Source organism: Gardnerella sp. DNF00571G (genome assembly GCF_049262695.1).
Classification (GTDB): domain Bacteria; phylum Actinomycetota; class Actinomycetes; order Actinomycetales; family Bifidobacteriaceae; genus Bifidobacterium; species Bifidobacterium piotii.
In genome coordinates, this window is record NZ_CP058396.1 from 508387 (window position 1) to 532632 (window position 24246).

The following is a 24246-nucleotide window of genomic DNA, read 5'->3' on the forward strand; positions in this document are numbered from 1 at the left end:
TAATAAGCGAATCTAATACATAAGCAAAAGTTTATGTTTATAAACTTTTATGAGTAATAATTAGTGGTGTTTGATGCGTTTTCGACACACCGATTTTCCTTGATATTTCAACAAAACAAATTTATAAATTTATTATTTTTCAAATTGTCTCGACACTTTGTGATTAGTACATTAGAATGACCACTTGGCTAGGGGGCGGCGGTTGGTATAGCCTCTGCAAAATCTGCCAAACCTGCGCTCGAGTAGTGCTTGTTTTTTTTTTAAGCTGGCGCTTGTTTTGGTGGTTGTTTTTCAATCACAAACTTACATACGAACTTGTTTTACACAAGGAGAAAACGATGAAATCGTTGTTTACATGGCAGCTTCATGGAGACGGAAAAACTTTGAAGCCAGGAGAAGTAGTAGAGCCAGATGAGCGTTTAACTTGGACTCGTACTGCTGGTATTGGTGCTCAGCATGTTATTGCTATGTTTGGCGCAACATTCTTAGTGCCAATTCTTACAGGCTTTGATCCGTCTACTACTTTAATGTTCACGGCTCTTTCTACAGCACTGTTCTTGTTGATTAACGCAAATAAGCTTCCTAGTTATTTAGGAAGCTCTTTTGGTCTTATAGCACCTGTTATGGCTGTAACTGCTGCGCATAAGGGCATTGCTGTAGCAAGCTTTGGCATTATGTGCACAGGTATTCTTCTTGCGCTAATCGGTGTGCTTGTGCATTTTGCAGGAGCAAAGTGGATTGACGTTATTATGCCTCCTGTTGTTAACGGTGCAATCGTTGCAATTATTGGCTTTAACTTGGGACCGGCTGTTTGGGGTAACTTCCAAAAGGCTCCAGACACTGCTTTGGTAACTTTGGTTGCAGTTATGCTTATTGCAGTGATTTTCCGCGGTCTTCTTGGACGATTGAACATTTTGCTTGGTGTTCTTGTTGGCTACGCTTACGCATGCTTCCAGGGTCAAGTTGACTTTAGTAAGATTGAGCAAGCTTCTTGGATTGGATTCCCTAAGTTCCACACTCCGCAAGTTGACTTCTCTGTTTTGCTTATGTTCTTGCCAGTTGTGCTGGTTCTTATTGCAGAAAACGTTGGTCATGTTAAGTCTGTAGCTCAAATGACTGGCCGCGACTACGACTCCAAGATTGGTACAGCTTTGTTTGCAGACGGCTTAGGCACTGCAATCGCTGGCTGCTTTGGCGGTTGCGGTACTACAACCTATGGTGAAAACATTGGCGTTATGGCTGCAACAAAAGTGTATTCTACTGCCGCTTATTGGTGCGCTGCATTCTTTGCATTCGTATTAAGCCTTTGCCCAAAGTTTGGTGCAATTGTAAACTCCATTCCAGCAGGCGTTTTGGGCGGTGTAACCACTTTGCTTTACGGCATGATTGGCATGATTGGCGTGCGCATTTGGGTAGAGAACAAAGTGAACTTCGATAAGCCAGTTAACATTATGATTGCTGCAATCGTTATGATTATTGGCATTGCCAACTTCCAGTTTGCTATTTCTGGAATTCAGTTTAACGGTATTGCAATCGGCACTGTTGTTGTGTTGGTTGTTTACCACGTAATGAAGGCAATCGGAAAGCTTACTGGAACAATCGCTAAAGACGATCCAGATGTTGCTTAGCATAAATGCTTTAATATGATTTAATTTAATCGATTTAGGCGCGTTCGCTACTTTTGCGAGCGCGCTTTTTTGTAATTATTTTTGATTACACAACAAACACAACACGTAGATTGGGAATAGTTAGTATAGTATTATTAACCTTATGTTGAAAGTCATTATAGAAATACTCATTGGCGTTGCATGGGCTGCTTTTGGCGCTTATATGGCTAAAAAACCTAAAAACACTAAAGTGCATAAGCGTTCCGATTATTCAAGCGATGGAAAGAAAAAGAGCAATCAAAATAATGATTTTGCCGATACTTCTGCAGATGATTCTATTGACCAAGATGTAGTTGTAGAAAGCATTGATGAAGATAATAGCAATGCAAATGTTGTTGCTAAAGATTCTTCTAAAGATGAGTCTAATAGTGAAAACAAAGATAAGACTTCTTCAAAGTTTGCAAAAAAAATAAAAGATTTGGCAGACTATTATAGTGACGATGATGACCTTGGTGACCTCTTTAGCGATATATTAGAAGCTAAGAAAAAACTAGAAAACGAAGGCGACTCGCCCAAAAATAGCGATACTAGCGATGCTAGCGAAGATAGTAAAGATAGTAAAAGCAATAAAAGCGATAGAAAAAACTCAAATAGTAAGGAGAATAATCGCTATATGAGAATAGATTTTGATGTAAATAAGTTTGTTGGAAAATCAAGAAAATGGCGTTGGGCTATTGTTGCAATAGTAGTAGCAATAGCGTTTATATGCTCAATTATTTTTGGTTTTTCTACTTTTATTACAGATTGCATGTGGTATGCGCAACTTGGATTTGAGAGCGTAATCTGGATTCAACTAGCCGCTAAAATCGGCGTTTGGGCTTTATACGCTCTGCTTATGGCTGCGTTTGGGTATTTGTCTGCATATATTGCGATTAAAAAACGCCCTGGAAGCGAAGATGGCGTATATGTTAAAGAAAAAGGCAATATTTTAGACACTAAAAAGGGAATAAGCTCTAAGCTTGCAATGCATGTTGCAGGAGTTGTGTCTTTGATTGTAGGCGCTGTGTTTGGAATGCAATTCTACAATCATTGGGTGCAAATTTTGCTTATGTTTAACTACCAATCATTTGGTATTAAAGATCCGCAATTTGGATTTGATAACGGTTTTTATGTGTTTGTTTTGCCAGGCTTGCGACTTTTTACAAGAGCGTTTATTGTTCTTCTTGCTGTTTCTTTGCTATTTAGCGTTATAACAAACGCTTTGATGGGAGCTGTAAGAATTACGCTTCCTGTAGACGGCAAAGGCATTTTTAGCATAACTAAAAGCGCAAGGCGTCAAATTTCTGCATGGTTTATGCTAGTTATTATTTTCTGGTCCGTTTTGCAAATATTAGATGTGTTTGCGATTGTAAATTTGGATGGTTCTAAGATTACTGGCGGATCTTACACAGATATGAATGCTGGTGTTCCTTCCAGCATTGCAATGGCTGTAATAACACTAATTGTTGGAATTGTTATAACAGCGTGGCTGCTAAAGTCTCATGCCCTTAATGGAAATGTAAAAATTGGCACGCGTTTTGTTGTAGCTGTTAAGGCTTGGCGCACGCCTGCTGTAGCTGTTGCATCTTTAGTTGTATGCGCTATGGTGTTGTCTTTTGCTTGGCCTGCTCTTTTGCAACGTTTTAAGGTAGCGCCGAATGCACAAGAATTAGAAGCCACTTATATTCAGCGAAATATTGATGCAACTAAGTTTGCGTATGGCTTAAATAATGTTAAAAAAGAATCGTATAACGCTACTTCGGAAGGAAAGTCGGGAGCGCTAGCAAAAGAAGCGGAGTCTACTGCACAAATCAGGCTTTTAGACCCTCAAGTCACTTCTCCAACATTCCGCCAATTGCAGCAATCTAAGCAATACTATACTTTTGCAGATACTCTTTCTGTAGATAAGTACGACATTGATGGCGTGAGTCAAGACACGGTTATTGCTGCGCGCGAGCTTGATCTAGCTGGAAACGATAATCGAAATTGGGTTAATGACCACACTGTTTATACGCACGGGTATGGCGTTGTTGCAGCTTATGGAAATAAAGTTACTGCAGATGGTCAGCCGCAATTTATGGAGTATGGAATTCCAACTCAAGGAAAGCTTACAAAGTTGAAGAAGTATGAGCCGCGTATCTACTTCTCGCCAAATGCTCCAAAGTATTCGATTGTTGGTTCTCCAAAAGGCTCTGCTCCTTGGGAATTTGATTATCCAACTGGCTCAAATGGTGCTTTAACAACGTTTAAGGGAAATGGTGGACCAAGTGTAGGCAACTTCTTCTCTAAGCTGCTACACGCTATTCGTTTTGAATCAGATCAAATCTTATTCTCGGATAGAGTTACTGCAAATTCTCAGATTTTGTATGATCGCGACCCTAAGACTCGTGTTTCTAAAGTAGCTCCATACTTGACATTAGATGGGCGCGTTTACCCAGCAGTTGTTGACGGACGAGTTAAGTGGATTGTTGACGGATATACAACGTCCGACTCTTACCCATATTCGCAAATGACTGATTTTGGGCAGGTGACTCAAGATTCTACAACAACAACATCTCGTTCGATTAAAGGCTTGACTAATCAGCGAGCAAACTATATTCGCAATTCAGTTAAAGCTATTGTTGATGCGTACGACGGTTCTGTTGACTTGTATGTGTGGGATAAAAAAGACCCTGTGATTAAAGCTTGGAGATCAATATTCCCAGGGCATTATCACGATATTTCTAAGATTTCTGGCGATTTGATGAGTCATATTAGATACCCAGAAAGCTTGTTCAAAGTACAAAGGCATTTGCTTGCAAAGTATCATGTTGACAGCGCAAGCCAGTTCTTCTCGGGAGAAGACTTCTGGCAGACTCCAGTAGATCCTACAGAATCTCAAAGTCTTCAGAGAGAAGATATTTTGCAACCTCCATACTATTTGACTTTGCAAACTAGAGGAGCAAACAAGCCAGTATTTTCGCTTGTTTCTACATACATTCCTGCTGGAAGATCTACTCGAGAGATCCTAACTGGATTCTTGTCTGTAAATTCCGATGCTGGAAATGTTGCTGGAAAAGTAAGCGAAAATTATGGCCAACTAAGACTTCAAGAGTTACCTAAAGTTTCCAATGTTCCAGGACCTGGTCAAGCTCAAAACAACTTTAATGCTAATGCAAATGTTTCTAAAGAGTTGAATTTGCTTGAATCTGGATCAACTAAAGTTAAGCGTGGAAATTTGCTTACATTGCCACTTGGCGGTGGATTGGTTTACGTAGAGCCTGTTTATGTACAATCTAGCGGATCTACTAGCTACCCATTGCTTAAGAAAGTATTGGTTGCTTTTGGAGATCAAGTTGGATTTGCAGACACTTTGGATGAAGCATTAAACCAAGTATTTGGAGGAAACTCTGGCGCAAACGCTGGCGATGCTTCCAATAATTCTGGCGTAAACAATATTGCTTCTAATCCTAAGCAAAAAGATTCGACTAAGAATAGCGAAAATGGCAATAAAAATGCTAATGCTAAGGCAGACGCTGATTTTAGTGCAAAAGCGAAAATGGCTCTTAAGCGAGCAGCTCAAGCTCTAAAGGATTCGGATGCTGCAATGAAATCTGGAGATTGGCAAGCGTATGGCAAAGCTCAAAAAGAGTTAAGCGATGCGATTAACGATGCTATTAAAGAAGACTCTGGAAAGTAAAAGCAAAAGTCAAAGAAGCGCCTAAAAGCAGCTTTAGATTAATAAAAAATAATGCCGAGCATAGTTTAGATTATGTTCGGCATTATTTTATGTGTTGGCTTTATGCGTTTTTACATTTGATTATCTGGGTCTTCGTCGTCTTCTACAGGACCTAGCAATAATCGTTCGCTTATATTAACTACGCCCATCAATATTGCTGTAAACGCAATAATTACGAATGTTGCAGAAAAAATAAGCGGAGTGCGGAAAGAATTATATGCAGCTTGCAGCCAAATACCTAATCCTTGACGAGCGCCAAGATATTCTGCAGTAGTAGCTGCGCCAAAAACGTAGGCTGTGCTAATGCGAATTCCACCAAAAATTTGTCGAGCTGCAATCCTTAATTTTACGTGCCAAAGCGTCCAAACTCGTCCCGCTCCGCATGTGAGAGCTACATCGCTATAAAAACTTGGAACTGCATCAAGACCTCTAATTGTTTGAACAGCAATAGGGAACATGCTAAAAATAGCTACGATAACAATTTTTCCAGACATTTCGAAACCGAACCATATAAGAAATAGCGGGGCAATCGAAATAAGTGGTAACGTTTGTGCAGCACAAAGAAGTGGGAACAAAGCTGCGTGAACCAGCTTGCATACGTGAAAAAGTACGCCCAGTAAAATGCCGCACACAATGGCAAGACTAAAACCAATAACTGTTTCTTCAATAGTTGCAAGGGTTGCAGGCCATAATTGTGGCCACACTTCACAAGTTGCTTTAGCAATATCTGTAGGAGTTGGAATAGAATTTTCTGGAATTTTATAGAATTCGCAAGAAAGTTGCCAAAAAATTAGTAATGTAATAGTAGAAATTATTGTTGGCAGATAATTGTGCAGTAGTGTTTTCCAGCGCGCGCGCGTCATGGAATATCGTTCCTTTCAGTACACAAGCCATAATGCTTGTTGTAGCTGCTTGACTGCTGCCCCAATCAAACAACGTAAAATTTTACAAACTTTCTTGTATGAAAATATCACATAGCTAGTATGTAGTTCGCAAGCGTGTATTTTATGCGTATTTGTCTTTCGATTAGTGCATAATTTAGTCGTTTCGTGAGTCAATGCGTGGCAAACCAAAAGTTCTAATTTTGGGGGCATTGAACGGCGCGGGCTAGGCCCTTGATACCGTTTTCTGCCAAGTTCGTGTCACATTCCCAGAAAGCGGTTATTTATAAGAAAGCTAGGGAATTCATGATATGCGAATTATGGCGTAATGTGCGAGCTTTTTGTTTGAAATCTAATAAAAATATTATGCGTGCAATAGCAGTTTTTATAAGCTCATGCTGCATTCTGTCTTTGTGTGCGTGCGGATCAAACAATAGTAAGCAGAATAGTAAATCTGGTCTTCAAAACGTTTCGTTTATGCTTTCGTGGATACCTGATACTAATCATATTGGCATATACGTGGCAAAGAATATGGGGTGGTTTAAGCAATCTGGTTTACACGTGAATATTTTGGCTGTGTCTCAAACTGGTGCCGAGCATGCTGTTGACTCTGGTGCTGCGGATTTTGCTTTAAGCAATATTACTAGTCTTGCAGATTTCAGTACAAAAGGCACTAAATTGAAGGAAGTTTTGCAAGTTCAGCAAAAGCCTAGCGCAATTTGGTGCTCTCTTTATAAAAATACTAAAATTCATTCTCCTAAAGACTTTGATGGTAAAACTTTTGCAACCTTTGGATCTGCAGAAGGTGATGCTGTGATTCGTAGAATGATCCAGCATGATGGTGGCAAAGGTAAGTTCGATAAGGTTACTGTTGGTACTTCTACGTTCCGTACGCTTGAATCCGGAAAAGCTGATTTTGGTGGTTTTTATGGTACTTGGGAAGGTGTGCAGGCGGAAATGTATGGTCCAAAGTTGCGTTGCTTTAAGACAGCAGATTATGGAGTTCCTGGTCAGCCAGATACGATTGGTGTTATTACTAACGCAAACACAGTTAAGCGCAATCCTAAGCTTGTTCGCGCTTTTGTTAAAGCCGTTAAGCGCGGTTATGAATACGCTTACAATCATCCAGACGAAGCTGCGAACATTTTAGTAAAAGAAGCTCCTGAAGCTAATCTTGATGTGAAATTCGTTAAGCGAAGCATGAAGATGATTGTTGACGGGCAATATTGGGGTAATCGTGCAGACATAAAAAGCGGCAAGTTTGTGTTCGGCACAAATGATGTTAAGGGTGCTCAAGAATACTTCGACTTCCTAAGTAAGGAAGGTGCGTATACGGATTCTAAAGGCAAAGTAACATATAAAACTCCTCAAGCAAAAGAATTAACTACGGACGAATTTTTGAAGTAGTTTACGCAATGACTTGAGTCTTGCTAAAATAAAGTACAGTATATGAGGGCGTATCGGGTAGTTGTATAATCCAGCTTCAATCGATACGCCCGTTTTGTTGTTGAGTTTATAAGATTGGGCGTGAATTATGGCTTCGGATTTTTGGCTTATTGCTGGCCTTGGCAATCCTGGATCTAAGTACGAAGGTACTCGTCATAATATGGGATTTATGGTTGCGGATTTGCTTGCTGAGCGATGGTCAATATCTTTTTCTGACCATAAAGGCTTGTCTAAACTTGGCAAGGGAGTTATGAATTTAGACGGTAAGTCCGCAAAGTTCTTCCTTGCTAAGCCGCTTACTTTTATGAACGATTCTGGAGCTGCAATATCTTCTATAAGCTCTTATTATCAAATTGAGACTGACCATATTGTGATTGTTCACGACGATATGGATTTGGATTTTGGGCGCATTAAAGTAAAAGCTGGAGGTTCTGCTGGAGGTCATAACGGTATTCGTTCTATTGATCGCAGTCTTGGAACTCCGCAATATGCGCGCGTAAGAATGGGTGTTGGGCATGCTCAGCGTGGTGCTCATGCTCACGATAATACTGTTAATTGGGTTTTGGGCGGATTTGCTGGTGCGCAAAAATCTGAACTTCCTAATTTTTTGGCAGATGGCGCAGATGCTGTAGAAAGTGTGATTTTCCGCGGGCTTGCAGCCACTCAGGAGCATTTTAATGGCAGATAAGTATGATTCTTTTGCTAACAAAATGCTAGATTCTAAAGATTTTAATATTTCTGATGCTTCTTTTGAAAGCATACTTAAAGATATTTGTAAGAAAAATGATTCGTTTAAGTCTTTAGCTTTGCTTGAAGAAGATTTTTCTAATCCTCTTAATGTGTATTGTCCAAGTGGAGCTAGATCTGCTGTAGCTGCTGCAATGGCTACTAAAAAGCCTGTTGTTTTAGTAGTTCCATCTGGTAGAGATGCTTTAGAATCACTTGAATCAATACGCGATTTTTATAATGGGAACCCTAAAGATATTGCTAATCTTGAAGCTTGGGAAACTCTTCCGCACGAGCGTCTTTCTCCTAGAGCAGATACTGTAGCAAGCAGAATGGCTGTTTTTAGGCGATTAAAGCATCCGCAAAGTGGGGAAGATAGCAAAAGCGGCAAAAGCAGCAAAAGTGCCATGTTTAGCCCAATTCGCGTTCTTGTTATGCCAGTTCGATCCCTTATTCAGCCAGTTGTTAAGGGTCTTTGCAATGTAGAGCCGCTTGTTTTTGAATGTGGCAATGAGATTTCTATTGAGCTTGCTACAAAACGACTTGTTGAAAACTCGTATAATCGCGTGGAACTTGTTATGAATCGCGCTGAATTTGCTGTTCGAGGTGGAATTATAGACGTTTTTCCTCCAACAATGGATCATCCTGTGCGTATTGAGTTTTTTGGAGATGAGATTGACGCAATCAAACAATTCCACGCATCTGATCAGCGCACTTATGGGAAGAATATTAATAGTGTTTGGGCTACACCTTGCCGAGAATTGCAACTTACAAAAGATGTTCAAAAACGAGCGAAGTCTTTGATTGGTAAAATTCCAAATGCTCAAGATATGCTTGAATCAATCGCAAATGCAATACCTGTAGAGGGTATGGAGTCTTTGATTCCAGCATTAGTTGACAACATGGAACCAGTGGAAAATTTGCTTGATAAAAACGCAATAATTTTGGTTTCCGACTTAGAAAAATGCAAGCGCGCAGCTAACGATTTAGTTAAAACAGCAAACGAGTTTTTGGCTGCAAGTTGGCATGTTGCTGCGTCTGGTAAGGGTGCTGGCGCTCCAATAACATTCGATAAAGCGAGTTTTCTTGATTTTGGCAGTGTTTTAGAAAATCTTGAAAACAACAATCATCAAGTAATTAACTTAAACAGTTTTGCAATAGATAAGTCGCTAGAAACCGTTGATTCTAAAGAAGAAAACGAAAATAAAGTCGTAAAAAATAACTATTTAGACTTGTGCATTAAATCTCCTCAAGAATTTAGAGGAGATAGTGAGAAGATTTCTAGCGGAATATCTGGTCTTATTTCTAACGGATACAAGGTTTATATTAGCGCTGCTTCAAGTGGAATTTTAGCAAGGCTTGCTCGAGCTGTGCGCGCAAGTGGCGTATTTGATTTTTCGGCAGTTCAATCGAAAATAGTTGACGGTTTTATAGATACGCAAAGTAAAATCGCAATTCTTAGCGAAAGAGATTTAACAGGAAAGTCTTCTTCTGCAAGTGGTTTTAAGTCGCCAAAGCGTAGAAAAAAAGAAATCGACCTTCTAGACCTTAAGCCAGGAGATTTTGTTGTTCACGAACAGCACGGAATTGGCAAATTTATAGGCATGAGGCAGAGGAATGCAAAAACTTCAAACGGAGAAGCTACGCGCGAATATTTGGAAATTGAGTACGCGCCAAGTAAACGCAATGCTCCTGCGGATAAGCTTTTTATTCCAACAGATCAGCTTGATTTAGTTAGCAAATATATTGGTGCAGAGATTCCAAAGCTAAATAAGCTTGGAGGCGCAGACTGGGCTGCTACAAAAGAAAAAGCGCGAAAAGCTGTTCAAGAAGTTGCGCAAGACTTGATTAAACTTTATTCTGCACGAGCATCTAGCAGCGGATTTGCTTTTAGCGCAGACACTCCTTGGCAAAAAGAACTTGAGGACGATTTTCCATACCAAGAAACTCCAGATCAGCTTACGACTATTGACGAAGTCAAGCAAGATATGCAAAAGCCAATTCCAATGGATAGGCTGATTTGCGGAGACGTTGGTTTTGGCAAAACTGAGATTGCTGTGCGTGCTGCTTTTAAGGCAGTTCAAGACGGCAAGCAAGTGGTTGTTCTAGCGCCAACAACTCTTTTAGTTCAACAACATTACGAAACTTTTACTAATCGCTTTTCTGGATTCCCCGTAACTGTTGCTGCAATGAGTAGATTCCAAAGCGAAAAAGAGGTTAACAATACTATTCAAGGCCTTGAATCAGGAGAAGTTGATGTTGTTATTGGCACGCATAAGCTTTTGAATCCAAACATAAAATTCAAGGATTTAGGTTTAGTGATTATAGACGAAGAGCAACGTTTTGGCGTTGAGCACAAGGAGACTTTGAAAGCTTTGCGTACAAACGTAGACGTTCTTAGTCTTTCTGCAACGCCAATTCCTCGAACGCTTGAAATGGCTGTTACTGGTATTCGCGAAATGTCTACTCTTGCTACGCCTCCAGAAGACCGTTTGCCAGTCTTGACTTATGTTGGAGCTTACGAAGACGCGCAAGTGGCAGCTTGCGTTAAGCGAGAGTTGCTTAGAGGTGGCCAAGTATTTTATGTGCACAATCGAGTAGAAGATATTAGTAAAGTTGCGACTAATATTCAAAAACTTGTTCCAGATGCTAGGGTTGCGATTGCGCACGGAAAAATGGGTGAGAAGCAGCTTGACACTATTATTCGTGATTTTTGGCATAGAGATATTGACGTTCTTGTTTGCACTACGATTATTGAAACGGGATTAGATATTTCTAACGCTAATACGCTTATTGTGGATCATGCAGACAGATTCGGCTTAAGCCAGCTTCACCAATTGCGCGGGCGCGTTGGCAGAGGTCGTGAGCGAGCGTATGCATACTTTTTGTATGATCCGTCTAAGCCTATGACTCAACAAGCGCATGATCGCCTTGCAACAATCGCTCAATATACTGCTCTTGGATCTGGATTCGATGTTGCTATGAAGGATTTGGAGCTTAGAGGCACTGGAAACTTACTTGGCAATGCGCAAAGTGGCCACATTGAAGGCGTTGGATTTGATTTATACGTGCGAATGGTTTGTGAAGCTGTTGAAAAATACAAAGAGCCAGAGCATAAGGAAACTGTTTCCACGTCTATTGATTTGCCTGTTGAAGCTTCGATTCCAGTTGATTATATTGATTCCGACAAGCTTCGTTTAGAAGCGTACCGTAAGCTTGCTTCCGCTAACAATAATAAGGATTTGCAAGAGTTGCACGATGAGTTACTTGATCGTTTTGGTGAGCCTCCTGAAGCGTTTGGTATATTGTGCGATGTTGCTCGCTTGCGTTTTAAGGCTCGTGATCTTGGTATTACGCAAATTAGCTCTCAAGGTAAATCGGTTCGTGTTATTGGTTTAGATCCAAAAGAATCGTTGTGGATGCGTTTGCAAAGGATTTACCGCGGAGTTAAGTATCGTCCGCTTACTCATACGCTTATTATTCCATCGCCTTTTGAATCTTCACTTGGAACTAGCGCAATGAGTGAGCGCGAAATACTTGATTGGGTGCGCCAACTTCTTGAAGATTTAGCTTGGTAAGGCAAATCTTGCACTGTTTATAAATAAAGGCGGCCGCTATTTTGCAGTCGCCTTTATTCACATTATTTTTGCGTTACTTATTGCAAAGCTTCTCTAAGCTCATCTTCTATTTCACTATGATTTACAGGGCGATTTTGAGCGTCAAGATGCTCGCGATCAATGTTCCATTGCTTATAAATCTTGCCATCTTTTATCATAAGAATGCGGTTAGAAAGTCTTACAGCTTCCGCAATATCATGCGTAACCATAAGTGTAGTCCAGCCATATTTAGCTTGAAGATTATTAAGCAAATCTTGCATATCGAAGCGCGTAAGAGCATCCAAAGCACCAAAAGGCTCGTCAAGCAACAATAATTCAGGACTTCTAACTAAAGCTCTCGCTAAAGATACGCGCTGCTGCTGGCCTCCAGAAAGCTCAGAAGGCCACTTGTTGTCGTAGCCAACAAGCTGCATTTGGCAAAGCGCTAAATGCGCAATATTCTTAAGATCTTGCTTGCTTCCTTCCATGCCGAAAACAACATTTTTGTTTACAGAAAGCCACGGTATTAGTCGTGCATCTTGAAAACCAATAGCCTGACGGCTTGTTGCATGAATGCTGCCTTCGCTAGGAGTAAGAAGTCCTGAAATTATTTTCAAAAGCGTAGTTTTTCCGCATCCCGATCTACCAATAAGCGAAACAAATTCGCCCTTTTTAATTCTCATCGTAATGTTTTTCAATACAAAAGAAGAATTATTTGCAAAATCGTTTTCTGTATTTTTATCTTTTGCACTTGCGAAAGAAATGCCCAGATTCTCTATACTAACGCAGTAATCGCTATCGTTAATATTTGATTTGCAAGTAGATTCTTTGGAAACTTCTACATTGCTACGCTTATGAAAAATGCTATTAAACATAGTCGTATTCTAAAGTCGTATTCTAATTACAATTAGTAATCGTTTACTTGCTGCAGTCGATTACAGCTTTAGAGAAATCAGGAACTTCTTTAATGAATCCGTATTTAACATATTCCTTAGCTTGCTGTTTAAGCATTTTCATAGTTTCTGCATTCATTGGTCGGATTTGCGGAATGTCAAACTTAGCTAATTCTTTCATTGTTTCATCGGATGCACCAAACTTCTTATACATATCAAGAATAATCGAATGCTTCTTCTTAACTCTCTTACCTTCTTCTACTAAAGCACGATACATTTTCTTTAATAACTGTGGGTGCTTTTTAGCAAATTCAGCAGATGCAACTTGGATTCCGAAGTTAATATTTCCATAATCTTTTGCAGTGACTAGAAGTTTTGATCCTGGAGTTGCAAGAGCTGCAGCAAAGTTCTGATCGAAGGTTGCTAATGCATCAACTTGACCAGTTGTGAATGCTGCATGGAAGTTCTTTGGACTCATCTCTACTTCTTGAACCTTGGATGGGTCAAGTCCTGCTTTTTCAAAAGCTTTGTGAATTATATAATCTCCACTTCCACCTTTAGCAATAATTCCAATCTTCTTTCCGTATAAGTCTTTAAGCGATTTGATTCCGCTATTTGGTGCTGCTACGATTCCTTGAGCGTTTCCATTGTAATAGTTAATAGCATAAGCAACCCATGGCTGGCCTTTGGAGATAAAATGAATAAAATGGCCAGATCCTGTGGTTGTTACGTCTGCGTTTCCAGAAGTTACTGCAGTGTTTGCTTCTGGAGGAACATATGGCCCGCTAAATGTAACCTTTGCCTTGCCAAAGATCTTATCTGCCATCTTTGTGTTATTTGAAAGAGTTGTTAAATAATTTGCAGAAGTCAAATATGCTACTCTTAAAGTTCCAGTATCTTCTTTTACTTGCTTAGTAGTATTTGTGGAAGATTTTGCGGATGATGCTTGTGTTTTATTGTTCGAGCTTCCGCATGATGCTAGGGTGATTGCTGTGCAAAGCGCGCAGAAAGCTGCTAATGCTCGCTTACTTGTTGTAGATAATGCGAATTTAGCCATTTTATTCTCCTAATTATTTTGCTAATATTCTTAGTTCTGTTTGATTTTAACGATGGATGAACGTCGCTCAGGCATGCAAATTTTTTCTAAAAGTGTTGCAATTCCTTCAGAAAGTAGGCCTGCAATCGCGTATAAAACTATGCATAGCAGCATTTGATCTGGTCTGTAAAATTCTTGTGATCTTGCAAGAACATATCCAATTCCTTTTGAAGCGTTGACTGTTTCACACGTTACCAATGCCACCCAAGACACTGATATTGCAAAGCGTAAAGCAGTCATAAAGTTAGGTAGCGCTCCTCGAAGAAGAATTGTGAAAAATACTGTTTTGCTATTTACTTTGTATGCGCGAGCTAATTCCAAGAGTTTGGGATCAATATTACGAACTCCATCCCTCATATTTACGTAGAACGTTCCAAATACGCCTATAGCAATAAGAGCTATTTTCATAGTCTCACCAATGCCTAATAAAATAATAAGCAAAGGTGCTAGTGCAGTAAAAGGAACAGACCGTAGCATGTGGCCAGGCTTGTTAATAATAATGTCGCCCAGCTTTGTGCTACCAGAAATAACTCCTGCTGGAACTGCAATTATCATTCCTAAACATAATCCTGCAATAACTCTTGTAAAACTAATTCCCAACGAAGGCCAAATTAAACCTTCTGAGTTTAATTCTTGAAAAGCGTTAATTACTTCTGCAGGTGATGGAATGTGCCTAGTCTCTTTAGGCCCAAGTGTAGCTAAAAACCATCCAATAAGTATGACAAGTGTGGAAAGCCATGGCACACATAAACGTAGTGAAGAAGATGCATTTTTTAGCATGCTCTTACAATGGCTAACCATTCGACATTCCCTTCGATAGTACTAGCTATATCAGGTTCGACGGGTATAATCTCAGCAACTACAATCAAGCAAATAATTGCACCCCGTGTCAGTTTGTTATTATTGTACAAAGGTGTGGACAAATTAACAAAAGCTTAGATTATATAGTCTTGTATGCTTAACGACTTACGCTGCGAAATAACGTCCATAAAACGCATTAATCTTAAATATGTTACACAACCAACAGATAAATAAGGAGTAGTTGTGGCAGCTATTGAAAGCGTATATGCACGCGAAATTTTGGATTCTCGTGGAAATCCTACTGTTCAGGTTTATTTGGAGACCGAAGATGGCGCTCAAGGAATTGGTTTAGTTCCTTCTGGTGCTTCAACTGGTGAGGCAGAAGCTTGGGAGCGTCGCGATGGCGATAAGTCTCGCTACCAAGGCAAGGGTACTTTGGAAGCAGTTAAGGCTGTTAACGAAGTAATCGCTCCAAAGGTTATTGGCATGGATGCCTCTGATCAGCGCGCTCTTGATGAAACAATGATCGAGCTTGATGGCACTCCAAACAAGGGCAAGCTTGGCGCAAACGCTATTCTTGGCGTTTCTCTTGCTGCTCTTTATGCTGCTGCTGAGTCTGCTGAGCTTCCTTTGTATCGCTACATTGGCGGTACAAATGGCCACATTCTTCCAGTTCCAAACATGAACATTATGAACGGTGGTGCTCACGCTGATTTTGCAACCGATATTCAGGAATACATGATTTCTCCATACGGCTTTGCTACTTATAGCGACGCTTTGCGCGCTGGCGTTGAGGTTTATCACACCTTAAAGAACGTTTTGAAGAAGGAAGGCTTGGCTACTGGTCTTGGCGACGAAGGTGGCTTCGCTCCAAAGATGAAGTCCAACGAAGATTCTTTGAAGTACATTATGGATGCAATCGAAGCTGCTGGTTACGAGCCAGGCAAGCAGATTGGTATTTCCCTCGACGTTGCTTCTTCTGAGTTCTACAACAAGGAAACTGGCAAGTATCGTTTCGACGGCGAAGAGCGCGAATCTGCTTACATGCTTGATTACTACGAGAAGCTCATTAACGAGTATCCAATCGTTTCTATCGAAGATCCATTCCAGGAAGAAGGCTGGGATGATTGGGCAGCAATCACCAAGCGTCTTGGCGATCGTTTGCAGTTCGTTGGTGACGACTTGCTCGTTACTAATCCAAAGCGTTTGGCTAAGGGCATTGAGCTTGGAGCAGCTAACTCCTTGCTCGTAAAGTTGAACCAGATTGGTTCCGTTACCGAGACTCTCGACGCTATTGAGCTTGCAACCAAGAATGGCTTCACTTCTATGGTTTCTCACCGTTCTGGCGAAACCCCAGATACCACCATTTCTGATCTTGCTGTTGCTAAGAACACCGGCCAAATCAAGACTGGTGCTCCTGCTCGTGGCGAGCGTATTGCTAAGTACAACCGCTTGCTTGAGATTGAAGAAGAGCTTGGTTCTACTGCTCAGTATGCTGGTTACAGCGCATTCAAGGCTTGCAAGAAGTATATGAAGTAATATGCTAGAGCTTTTATAAGTTCTGCGTAAGTCTTGTTTAAGATCTAGACTGTAGCATAATTCGGCCAGTCGCATTCGTGCGATTGGCCGTTTTTCGTATATTTTAGCGATTTTTTGAAAAAATATATAAATTTTTCTAAAATTACTTTTATTCTCTTCAAAATAGTGCTATTTTTTATGGAAAACTAAAAACGGAAGGAGATGTTTCATATGAGAAAAGTTGCTGTTATAGGCATGGGAAACGTTGGTGCAGCAGTAGCGCATCAACTTGTTGTTGGCGGCCACGCTGATGATTTGTATCTTTATGATACAAACGAGGCAAAAGTGAATGCCGACGCATTGGATTTTGAAGATTCAATGGATAATGTGCCTTTTAACGTTAATATTACGGTTAATGATTATGAAGCATTAAAAGACGTAGAGGTAATCGTAAGCGCCTTGGGTCACATAAAGCTTTTGGACGTTCCTCATCCAGATCGTTTTGCAGAGCTTAAGTATAATCGTAAGGAAGTTGCAGAAGTTGGTGCAAAGATTAAGGCTTCTGGATTCCACGGTGTTTTGATTGACATAACAAATCCTTGCGACGCTATTTGCCAGCTTTATAAGGAAGCTACTGGTCTTCCTTACGAAAGGATTATTGGAACTGGCACTTTGCTTGATTCTGCGCGCTTGCATCGTGCAGTAGGCAAGTTCTTTGGCGTGCATCCAAAGGCTGTTAAGGGATATAGCTTAGGAGAGCATGGTGATTCGCAATTTGTTGCGTGGTCCACAGTTAAAGTCTTTGAGCAGCCTATAACAGAGCTTATTAAAGAAAAGAACATGGATTTAGATGCTATTGATGAGGAAACTCGCGAAGGCGGTTTTACTGTGTTCTACGGAAAGAAGTACACAAACTACGGTATTGCTGCTGCTGCAGTTCGTTTAGTGGATGCAGTTCTTTCGGATTCTAAAGAGCAAATGCCTGTTTCTAACTATCGCGAAGAATATCATTCTTATCTTTCTTACCCAGCAATTGTTGGTAGAGAAGGAATTGTTAAGCAGTGCCAGCTTGATTTGACTGAAGAAGAGTTGCAAAAGTTGCAGCATTCTGCAGATACGATTTTAAGCAAAGCTCAAATGGAGTAGTCTAAAGTCAAAACTCTAAAGACTACAGCTTAATAATAAGCTTAATAATAAAGCTAAGAGTTGATTGCGGTCAGTGGACTTGTGTTGCTGGCCGCAATCTTATAAGCGCGTGTGCGTCACGTCGAATATTCAAAGTAATTTAGAAGTATGATTTTAAGAAATCGCCGCATGACTGCAAATACAGTTGACGAATCAAATCAGCCTCAAAAAAAGAAGCTGTTTTCTGGTTCAATCGTATTTGTTTCCATGATAGTTGTTGTATTTCTTTGCTGTATTGGTCTTATATCAACAATTCGTAACTATGCTTTAAGTTTGGCAGAATTGCACGCTTTGCAAAGGGATGAGTCTGCTTTGAAAGATAAAAAGCAAGCTCTTAATAACGATGTAGAGCGTTGGAAAGACAAGGCGTATGTTGCAGCTCAAGCAAGGGAAAGATTGGGGTTTATATTTCCAGGGGAGCAAGCTGTTAGAGTAGAGCATCCAGAGGCGATTACGGGTTCTGTTCCAGAATCGTTTAATAAGGATGATTCTTTGTACGAAGATAGAAAGGCGTTGCCGTGGTATAGTGACTTGTTTTACGCGCTTCACAAGGCAGACAAGCCAGACGATATGAGCTTTAAGGCTAAAGAAAATGATGAAAGTAGCAAGTCTTCTAAGATTAATACCACTAAGCAAAGTGGCAAACAAAATAATCACTCCAATAGCACAGGCAAGTCTAATAAATCTAAAAGTAATAATGAAAAGTCAACAAACAAAAAACATAGTAATAATGGTAATAAAACTAGATAGAATTAAAACTAGATAGAATTTAACAATAATAGTTATATACGATTTTAAGATGCGCAATGTATATGGAGTGTAACATGGGCCTAAACGCAAAGTTATTAGTGAGTTCGCTACTAGAGAATCCTGCAAATAAAGCAGACAAAAACATTGTAAAGCGTCAATTAGGAAGATTTCCAAGGGGCATGGTTGCAGTCGGCGCTAGATGCGTTTGTGGTAGGCCACTTGCTGTTATTACGCGTCCATGCTTAGAAGACGGAACTCCTTTTCCTACAACATGCTATTTAACAAGTCCAGAGGCTGTTAAAGCTGCTTCGCACCTAGAAGCACAAGGCTTTATGAAGGAATGCAATGATTTGTTAAACACTAACGAAGAAGTTGCTAAAAAATACGAATATGCGCATAAAGCGTATTTAGAGTTTCGCAAAGAGTTAGCTAATCGATTAAACGATAGCGAAGAGCATATTAAAAACATGAGTGCAGGCGGAATGCCAGTTCGTGTTAAATGCTTGCATGCTTTGCTAGCTCAAAGTCTTGTTATGGGCAGAGGCGTTAATCCTATTGGAGATATTGTTTTAGACAAAATCGCAAGTGAGTTTAGTCCAAAAGTTTGCAAATGTACTACTCCTTGGGAAGATAATGACTATGCTCAAAATGAAGATGAAGAATCGCTCAATCTTGTTTGTAAAAAAGTTAATCGAGAAGGCGTATCTAACAAGTCTGTTTGTGTTGCTGCAATCGATTGTGGAACTAATTCGATTCGTCTAAAAATTGCTAGAGTTGATGAAAATGGCATGAAAGATGTTGTTCCTAGAATGCTTAGGGTTGTACGCTTGGGGCAGGGAATTGACGAAACGCACATGTTTGCGCCCGATGCATTAGAGCGTGTAAAAGAAGCTGCTAAAGAGTTTGCTAAGGTTCTTAGCGAGCATAAGGTGGATGCTATTCGTTTTGTTGCAACTTCTGCAACAAGGGATGCTCTAAATAGAGATGTGTTTGAACAAATGATGTTTGAAGAACTTGGAGTGCATCCAGAGGTAATTAGTGGAACTGAAGAAGCTGCTTTGAGTTTTTTGGGAGCAACAAGTGTTGTTTCTAGAAAAGACTTGCAAGCGCCTTATCTTGTTATTGATTTAGGTGGAGGCTCCACAGAGCTTGTTTTAGGCGGAGATGGCGTAAATATTGCTGAAGATAAGGTTGATTCGGCATATTCTATGAACATTGGTTCTGTGCGCATGACTGAGCGTCATTTGCATACGGATCCGCCTACCGAAGAAGAGATATCTTGTGCAATTAAAGATATTGACAAGAATATAGATGAAGCGTTAAAGCATGTTGATGCTGGTAAAGCGCGTACGATTATTGGCGTTTCGGGTACTGTTACAACTATGGCGGCTCTTGCGATTGGCTTAAAGCATTATGACCATAAGGCTGTTGATGGAGTAAAAATCGCGTTAGATCAGGCATATACTGTTAACGATAGGTTCTTGCATATGTCTAGGGAGAGGCGCCGCACGTATGCTACGATTCATCCTGGAAGAGTTGATGTTGTTGGCGGAGGTGCAGTTGTGCTAAGTCGCGTTCTTGAGCGTCTTGCTAAAGAGGCTTATCAAGATCATGGCGGAGTGCTAGAAACTTTTGTTGCGAGTGAGCACGGCTTGCTGGATGGAATCACTCTAGATTTGGGTCGTAGAACACTCGCCACACGCTGAGTTGTTTTTAATTGTTTTATATGGCATAATTAATGACTGTTGCCTCCGTGGCGGAATTGGCATACGCATCAGACTTAAAATCTGACGCCCTTACGGGCTTGTGGGTTCGAGTCCCACCAGAGGCACAAATCTTACGCTGCAAATTTATTTTTTTCGTATATTATGTTAATTCTTTGTTGCAAATCGTAAATCTTTAGCCTAAATGCTTGTTTTTCTATAAAAAATATTTGTATACGGGCTTGCGTTAATTGAGAATCGTACTAATCTATACCATTAATTGCATTAAAAGCAATTGCGATGCATTAATTATAAAGCAATCACAAATACAGTAATTGCAAATAGGAAAAGAGACATAATGGCCGATTTAGAAGTCGCTCCAGAGTTTAAGGATGCCTACGGTTCTTACGATCATAGCGATCCTGCTCTGTTAAACAAATTAGCTGGCAACTTTACCGTTTTGCCTAACGACAACCCAGTTTCTAGCGCTAAGCGCAACGAACTTATTGATAAGCCAGCATTTGGTCAGATTTTCTCCGACAATATGGTTCATATGTCTTGGACCAAGGGAGAAGGCTGGTCCGATAGGCGTGTTGAGCCTTACGGTCCGTTAAAGATGGATCCAGGCGCATCTGTGCTTCACTATGCTCAAGAATGCTTTGAAGGCTTAAAGGCTTATAAGCGTTCCGATGGTTCTATTTGGCTTTTCCGCCCAGATATTAATGCTGCGCGATTCCAAAATTCTGCTAAGCGTTTGTATTTGCCAGATCTTTCTATTGACGATTTTATTGGGTCGGTTGCAGCTTTAGTTAAGCGAGATAAAGATTGGGTTCCAAGCAGGCGCGAATACACGCTTTATATGCGTCCGTTCATGTTTGCTTCCGAGCCTTTCCTTGGTGTTCGCGAAGCTCACGAGGTTGAGTATTGCGTAATTGCTTCTCCTTCTGGCCCATACTTTAAGGGCGGCTTAAAGCCTGTTAGCATTTGGGTAGAAGATCAATGGTTCCGTACTGGTCCTGGTGGAACTGGTTTTGCTAAGTGCGGCGGAAATTATGCTGCTTCTTTGCTTGGCGAATATAAGGGTATTGAGCACGGATGTGAGCAGGTTTGCTTTGTGGATGCTGCAACTAAGACTTATTTGGAAGAGCTTGGCGGCATGAACATGTTTGCGCTCCACAAGGATGGTCATTTGGAAACTCCATCTTTGACTGGCAGCATTCTTCCAGGCGTTACTCGCCGTTCTATTATTCAACTTGCAAAAGAGAAGGGTCATGATGTTGTTGAAACAATGATTCCTCTTAAAGGCTTGCTTGACGACATTCGTTCTGGAGAAGTTACGGAAGTTCTTGCTTGTGGAACTGCTGCAATCATTACTCCAATCGGCAGATTTAAGTCGGATGAATTCGATCTTAAGGTTGCAGATGGTGGCGTTGGAGCCCTTACGCAAGAGCTTCGCGATGAGCTTCTTGGAATTCAGCTTGGAGATGTTGAAGATACTCACAACTGGATGTGGAAGGTGTGCGACTAGTTAAGAATTAAAATCGTTCAAAATTAGTCGTAAAGACGTTAGTGTATTTGCTATTTAGCGCGTCATTTTATGTTTATAACATTTTATGTTTATAACAAGTGGCGCGCTAATTGTATGCTTGGTTAGATATAGGTTAATTGTTGCTTAGATTTTGTTTTGAGTGTTTAGCGCATGGAAAGGAAGTATTGTGGAAGGGGCATTAGGGGACAACGTTTTCTTCCTTGTTGTTGAATACATAGCTGCGGGTTGCTGCGGAATGGTTGGCGGAATGTGGGCTATTCGCAAGAACTACGATATTTTTGCAATAATTACAACGTCTTGGCTTACAGCATTGGGTGGTGGAATTGTTAGAGACGTTTTGCTTGGCGCTTTGCCTCCTGTAGGAATTGCGGATAGGGGATTTGTTTTTACTGGCCTTGCGTCTGGCGTTATTGTTGCTTTTGCTCATCTAGAAATTGATGAGTGGAAGTGGTTTATGTTAACTCTGGACGCTTTAGCATTGGGTCTTTTTGCTGTAAATGGCACTGCTAAGGGGCTGGATTTTCACATGTCTGGAATGGCGTCTGTGTTTTTAGGCATGGCCACGGCGCTTGGTGGTGGATTAATTCGAGATATGGTTTTGAATCAAGTTCCTGTAATTGTTCGAGATAAGCATTGGTATGCGCTTCCTGCTGCAGTTGGGTGTGTTTTGACGGTATTTGTTGTAAAAGCACAACGTGCAGGGTGTTTTGATGTTATTACAGAGATGATTTTAGATACTCTTATTGTTGTGCTAGTAGTCGCTATGCGATTAATGTCTGTAAAGTTTGATTTAACGCTTTTTGGTGCAATGAATCGCAAATCGCCAATAAAAATAAATAAATATCGCAGACATAATGCATATAGTCGTAAAATTTCCGATAAAGCCATAAAAAATACAGAAAAAAATAATCAAAATAACTAGAAAATCTAGTCTAATCTGAATAAATATCGGTTAGTGTCTAGAGTTTGTCTTTGCCTATCTTAATAATAAAACACATCGACCAGAGGTCGCGCTCAACAAGAGTAGCAATCATTAGCAAGAAAGAGGCGTTAAGTGATTTGCAAAAGGGGAGAGCGCCGAAGTTTGTAAGGTTATTCTTTCTAGCTTACAAGCTGGGACTTGGCTCAATAGGCCAAGGACTGTCGCAGCAATTTTGGCAATTTGCTGCGGAGTGCTATCGACATGCATATTGTTGCCTGTTTGCCTCTGTTTGAATATTGTCAAAAGGAGGAAACAATGAGTAACAACAGTTCATCAACTACAGAATCTCAAACCGTTCATCGCGGTCTAAAAACACGCCACATTTCCATGATTGCTTTGGGTGGAAGTATTGGAACGGGCTTATTTGTAGCTAGCGGTGCAACAATCCACATGGCAGGCCCAGGGGGAGCGCTTTTAGCGTATGCTGCAATCGGCATTATGGTTTATTTTCTTATGACATCTCTTGGCGAGATGGCAACTTATATGCCAATTAGTGGGTCTTTTGCATCTTATTCTGGAAAGTTTATTGATCCAGCTTTAGGATTTGCAATGGGTTGGAATTACTGGTTTAACTGGGCAATCACAGTTGCTGTAGATATAAGCACTGCAGCAATCGTTTTGCAATATTGGCTTCCTAAGGTTCCAATATGGGTATTTTCGCTAACAGTTCTTGTTATTATTCTTTTGATTAATGTTCTTACTGTTAAGTGCTTTGGAGAAACTGAGTATTGGCTTTCGATTATTAAAGTTGTAACCGTTATTATATTCCTTGCCATTGGTTTGCTTACGATTGTTGGCATTTTAGGCGGAAAAGCGCCATTGCTAAGTAACTTTACTCATAAGAATGCTCCATTTGCTGGCGGAATCCCGGCTGTTTTAGGCGCGTTTGCTATTGCAGGCTTCTCTTTCCAGGGAACAGAGCTTATTGGCATTACAGCAGGCGAATCTGCAACACCAGATAAGAGCATTCCAAAGGCTGTAAAGCAAGTGTTCTGGCGTATTGTTTTGTTCTACATTCTTGCAATCTTTGTAATCGCATGCATTATTCCATACACAAGCCCAAGTTTGCTTGGATCGGAAGCTAGCGATATTTCTATAAGCCCATTCACTCTTGTATTCCAGCGCGCAGGATTGGCAGTTGCAGCAACAATTATGAACGCTGTTGTGCTTACATCTGTTATTTCGGCAGCAAACTCTGGAATGTACGCTTCTACTAGAATGCTTTACGCTCTTGCAAAAGATAATCACGCTCCAAAGATGTTTGGAAACGTAGATAGAAGAGGCGTTCCAATGCAATCTTTGGTTGCAACGTTTGTTGTAGCTCTTTTAACATTCTTGATGAGTATTTTTGGAACGCAAATTTACATGTTCTTAGTTGCTGCAAGTGGTTTGACTGGATTCATTGCCTGGGCAGGAATCGCAGCTGCGCACTACAGGTTCCGCAAGGCGTATATTGCTCAAGGAAAGTCTTTGGACGATCTTGTTTATAAAGCTAAGTGGTATCCATTCGGCCCTATTGTGGCTCTTGTATTGTGCATTTTGGTTATTGTTGGTCAAGATCTTGAATCGTTCCACACGCTTAATTGGCAAGCGATTGGCATAACTTATATGTCTGTTCCGCTGTTTATTGTGCTTTATGTTGGATACAAGATTAAGTACCACACTAAGGTTATTCCGTTAGATCAAGTTGATTTAACAAAGTGATTAGAATATAAAAAATGCGCTCAGTGATTTGCTGAGCGCATTTTTTTATTGA

The 24246-nt window shown here is 40.5% G+C and carries 16 protein-coding genes, 1 tRNA gene and 2 riboswitches; of the genes, 13 read left to right on the forward strand and 4 right to left on the reverse strand.

Going from position 1 to position 24246, the window contains the following annotated elements:
• Positions 1 to 338: 338 nt before the first annotated feature.
• Positions 339 to 1628, forward strand: a complete 1290-nt coding sequence (locus tag HXT30_RS02180) for a uracil-xanthine permease family protein (RefSeq protein ID WP_115761656.1) — start codon at positions 339 to 341, stop codon at positions 1626 to 1628.
• Between the two features lie 142 nt (positions 1629 to 1770).
• Positions 1771 to 5325 (forward strand): UPF0182 family protein, encoded by a 3555-nt coding sequence (locus HXT30_RS02185; RefSeq protein ID WP_422111743.1) that lies wholly within the window; start codon positions 1771 to 1773, stop codon positions 5323 to 5325.
• A 110-nt stretch (positions 5326 to 5435) separates the two neighbouring features.
• Here HXT30_RS02185 and HXT30_RS02190 read toward each other — a convergent pair whose 3' ends face one another.
• Positions 5436 to 6227, reverse strand: a complete 792-nt coding sequence (locus HXT30_RS02190; protein WP_115794237.1) for an ABC transporter permease — start codon at positions 6225 to 6227, stop codon at positions 5436 to 5438.
• Between the two features lie 384 nt (positions 6228 to 6611).
• Here HXT30_RS02190 and HXT30_RS02195 point away from each other — a divergent pair, with 384 nt between their 5' ends.
• From HXT30_RS02195 to mfd, 3 genes are all read left to right on the forward strand, one after another.
• Positions 6612 to 7652: an ABC transporter substrate-binding protein gene (locus HXT30_RS02195; RefSeq protein WP_415684880.1), complete on the forward strand. Its 1041-nt coding sequence runs from the start codon at positions 6612 to 6614 to the stop codon at positions 7650 to 7652.
• Between the two features lie 127 nt (positions 7653 to 7779).
• Complete coding sequence (gene pth / locus HXT30_RS02200) at positions 7780 to 8379, forward strand: aminoacyl-tRNA hydrolase (protein WP_016784905.1); 600 nt, start codon at positions 7780 to 7782, stop codon at positions 8377 to 8379.
• On the forward strand, positions 8369 to 11995 hold the full coding sequence (mfd, locus tag HXT30_RS02205) for a transcription-repair coupling factor (protein WP_422111744.1): 3627 nt from the start codon (positions 8369 to 8371) through the stop codon (positions 11993 to 11995). Before pth ends, mfd begins: the two co-directional genes overlap by 11 nt.
• 77 nt (positions 11996 to 12072) lie before the next feature.
• On the opposite strand, the gene HXT30_RS02210 is transcribed toward mfd, so the two are convergent.
• From HXT30_RS02210 to HXT30_RS02220, 3 genes are read right to left on the reverse strand one after another with little or no spacing between them, the layout of a single operon-like run.
• The gene (locus HXT30_RS02210; RefSeq protein ID WP_119529301.1) at positions 12073 to 12888 is read right to left on the reverse strand and encodes an ABC transporter ATP-binding protein; all 816 of its coding nucleotides are present in this window, start codon (positions 12886 to 12888) and stop codon (positions 12073 to 12075) included.
• A gap of 43 nt (positions 12889 to 12931) precedes the next feature.
• Positions 12932 to 13963 carry an ABC transporter substrate-binding protein gene (locus tag HXT30_RS02215; protein ID WP_032839224.1) on the reverse strand — a complete coding sequence of 344 codons (1032 nt, stop codon included), beginning with the start codon at positions 13961 to 13963 and terminating at the stop codon, positions 12932 to 12934.
• A 30-nt stretch (positions 13964 to 13993) separates the two neighbouring features.
• Positions 13994 to 14782, reverse strand: coding sequence for an ABC transporter permease (locus HXT30_RS02220; RefSeq protein ID WP_016800667.1), 789 nt, complete (start codon positions 14780 to 14782; stop codon positions 13994 to 13996).
• 10 nt (positions 14783 to 14792) lie between these two features.
• Positions 14793 to 14899, reverse strand: a riboswitch (TPP riboswitch).
• 147 nt (positions 14900 to 15046) lie between these two features.
• Between HXT30_RS02220 and eno the strand changes: the two genes are divergently transcribed.
• The 8 genes from eno to HXT30_RS02260 all read left to right on the forward strand — a co-directional run bounded on the left by eno (position 15047) and on the right by HXT30_RS02260 (position 24194).
• Complete coding sequence (gene eno, locus HXT30_RS02225; RefSeq protein ID WP_004111823.1) at positions 15047 to 16342, forward strand: phosphopyruvate hydratase; 1296 nt, start codon at positions 15047 to 15049, stop codon at positions 16340 to 16342.
• A gap of 210 nt (positions 16343 to 16552) precedes the next feature.
• Positions 16553 to 17467 (forward strand): L-lactate dehydrogenase, encoded by a 915-nt coding sequence (locus tag HXT30_RS02230; protein WP_422111821.1) that lies wholly within the window; start codon positions 16553 to 16555, stop codon positions 17465 to 17467.
• Positions 17468 to 17614: 147 nt separating this feature from the next.
• Positions 17615 to 18256 carry an FtsB family cell division protein gene (locus tag HXT30_RS02235; RefSeq protein WP_421781376.1) on the forward strand — a complete coding sequence of 214 codons (642 nt, stop codon included), beginning with the start codon at positions 17615 to 17617 and terminating at the stop codon, positions 18254 to 18256.
• A 74-nt stretch (positions 18257 to 18330) separates the two neighbouring features.
• Complete coding sequence (locus HXT30_RS02240) at positions 18331 to 19962, forward strand: DUF501 domain-containing protein (RefSeq protein WP_422111745.1); 1632 nt, start codon at positions 18331 to 18333, stop codon at positions 19960 to 19962.
• A gap of 41 nt (positions 19963 to 20003) precedes the next feature.
• A tRNA-Leu gene (locus HXT30_RS02245) sits at positions 20004 to 20087 on the forward strand.
• 230 nt (positions 20088 to 20317) lie between these two features.
• Complete coding sequence (locus HXT30_RS02250) at positions 20318 to 21487, forward strand: branched-chain amino acid aminotransferase (protein WP_422111746.1); 1170 nt, start codon at positions 20318 to 20320, stop codon at positions 21485 to 21487.
• 187 nt (positions 21488 to 21674) lie between these two features.
• Positions 21675 to 22430: a trimeric intracellular cation channel family protein gene (locus HXT30_RS02255; protein ID WP_422111747.1), complete on the forward strand. Its 756-nt coding sequence runs from the start codon at positions 21675 to 21677 to the stop codon at positions 22428 to 22430.
• 71 nt (positions 22431 to 22501) lie between these two features.
• Positions 22502 to 22694, forward strand: a riboswitch (Lysine riboswitch).
• A 51-nt stretch (positions 22695 to 22745) separates the two neighbouring features.
• Positions 22746 to 24194 carry an amino acid permease gene (locus HXT30_RS02260; protein WP_422111748.1) on the forward strand — a complete coding sequence of 483 codons (1449 nt, stop codon included), beginning with the start codon at positions 22746 to 22748 and terminating at the stop codon, positions 24192 to 24194.
• The last annotated feature ends 52 nt before the right edge of the window (positions 24195 to 24246 follow it).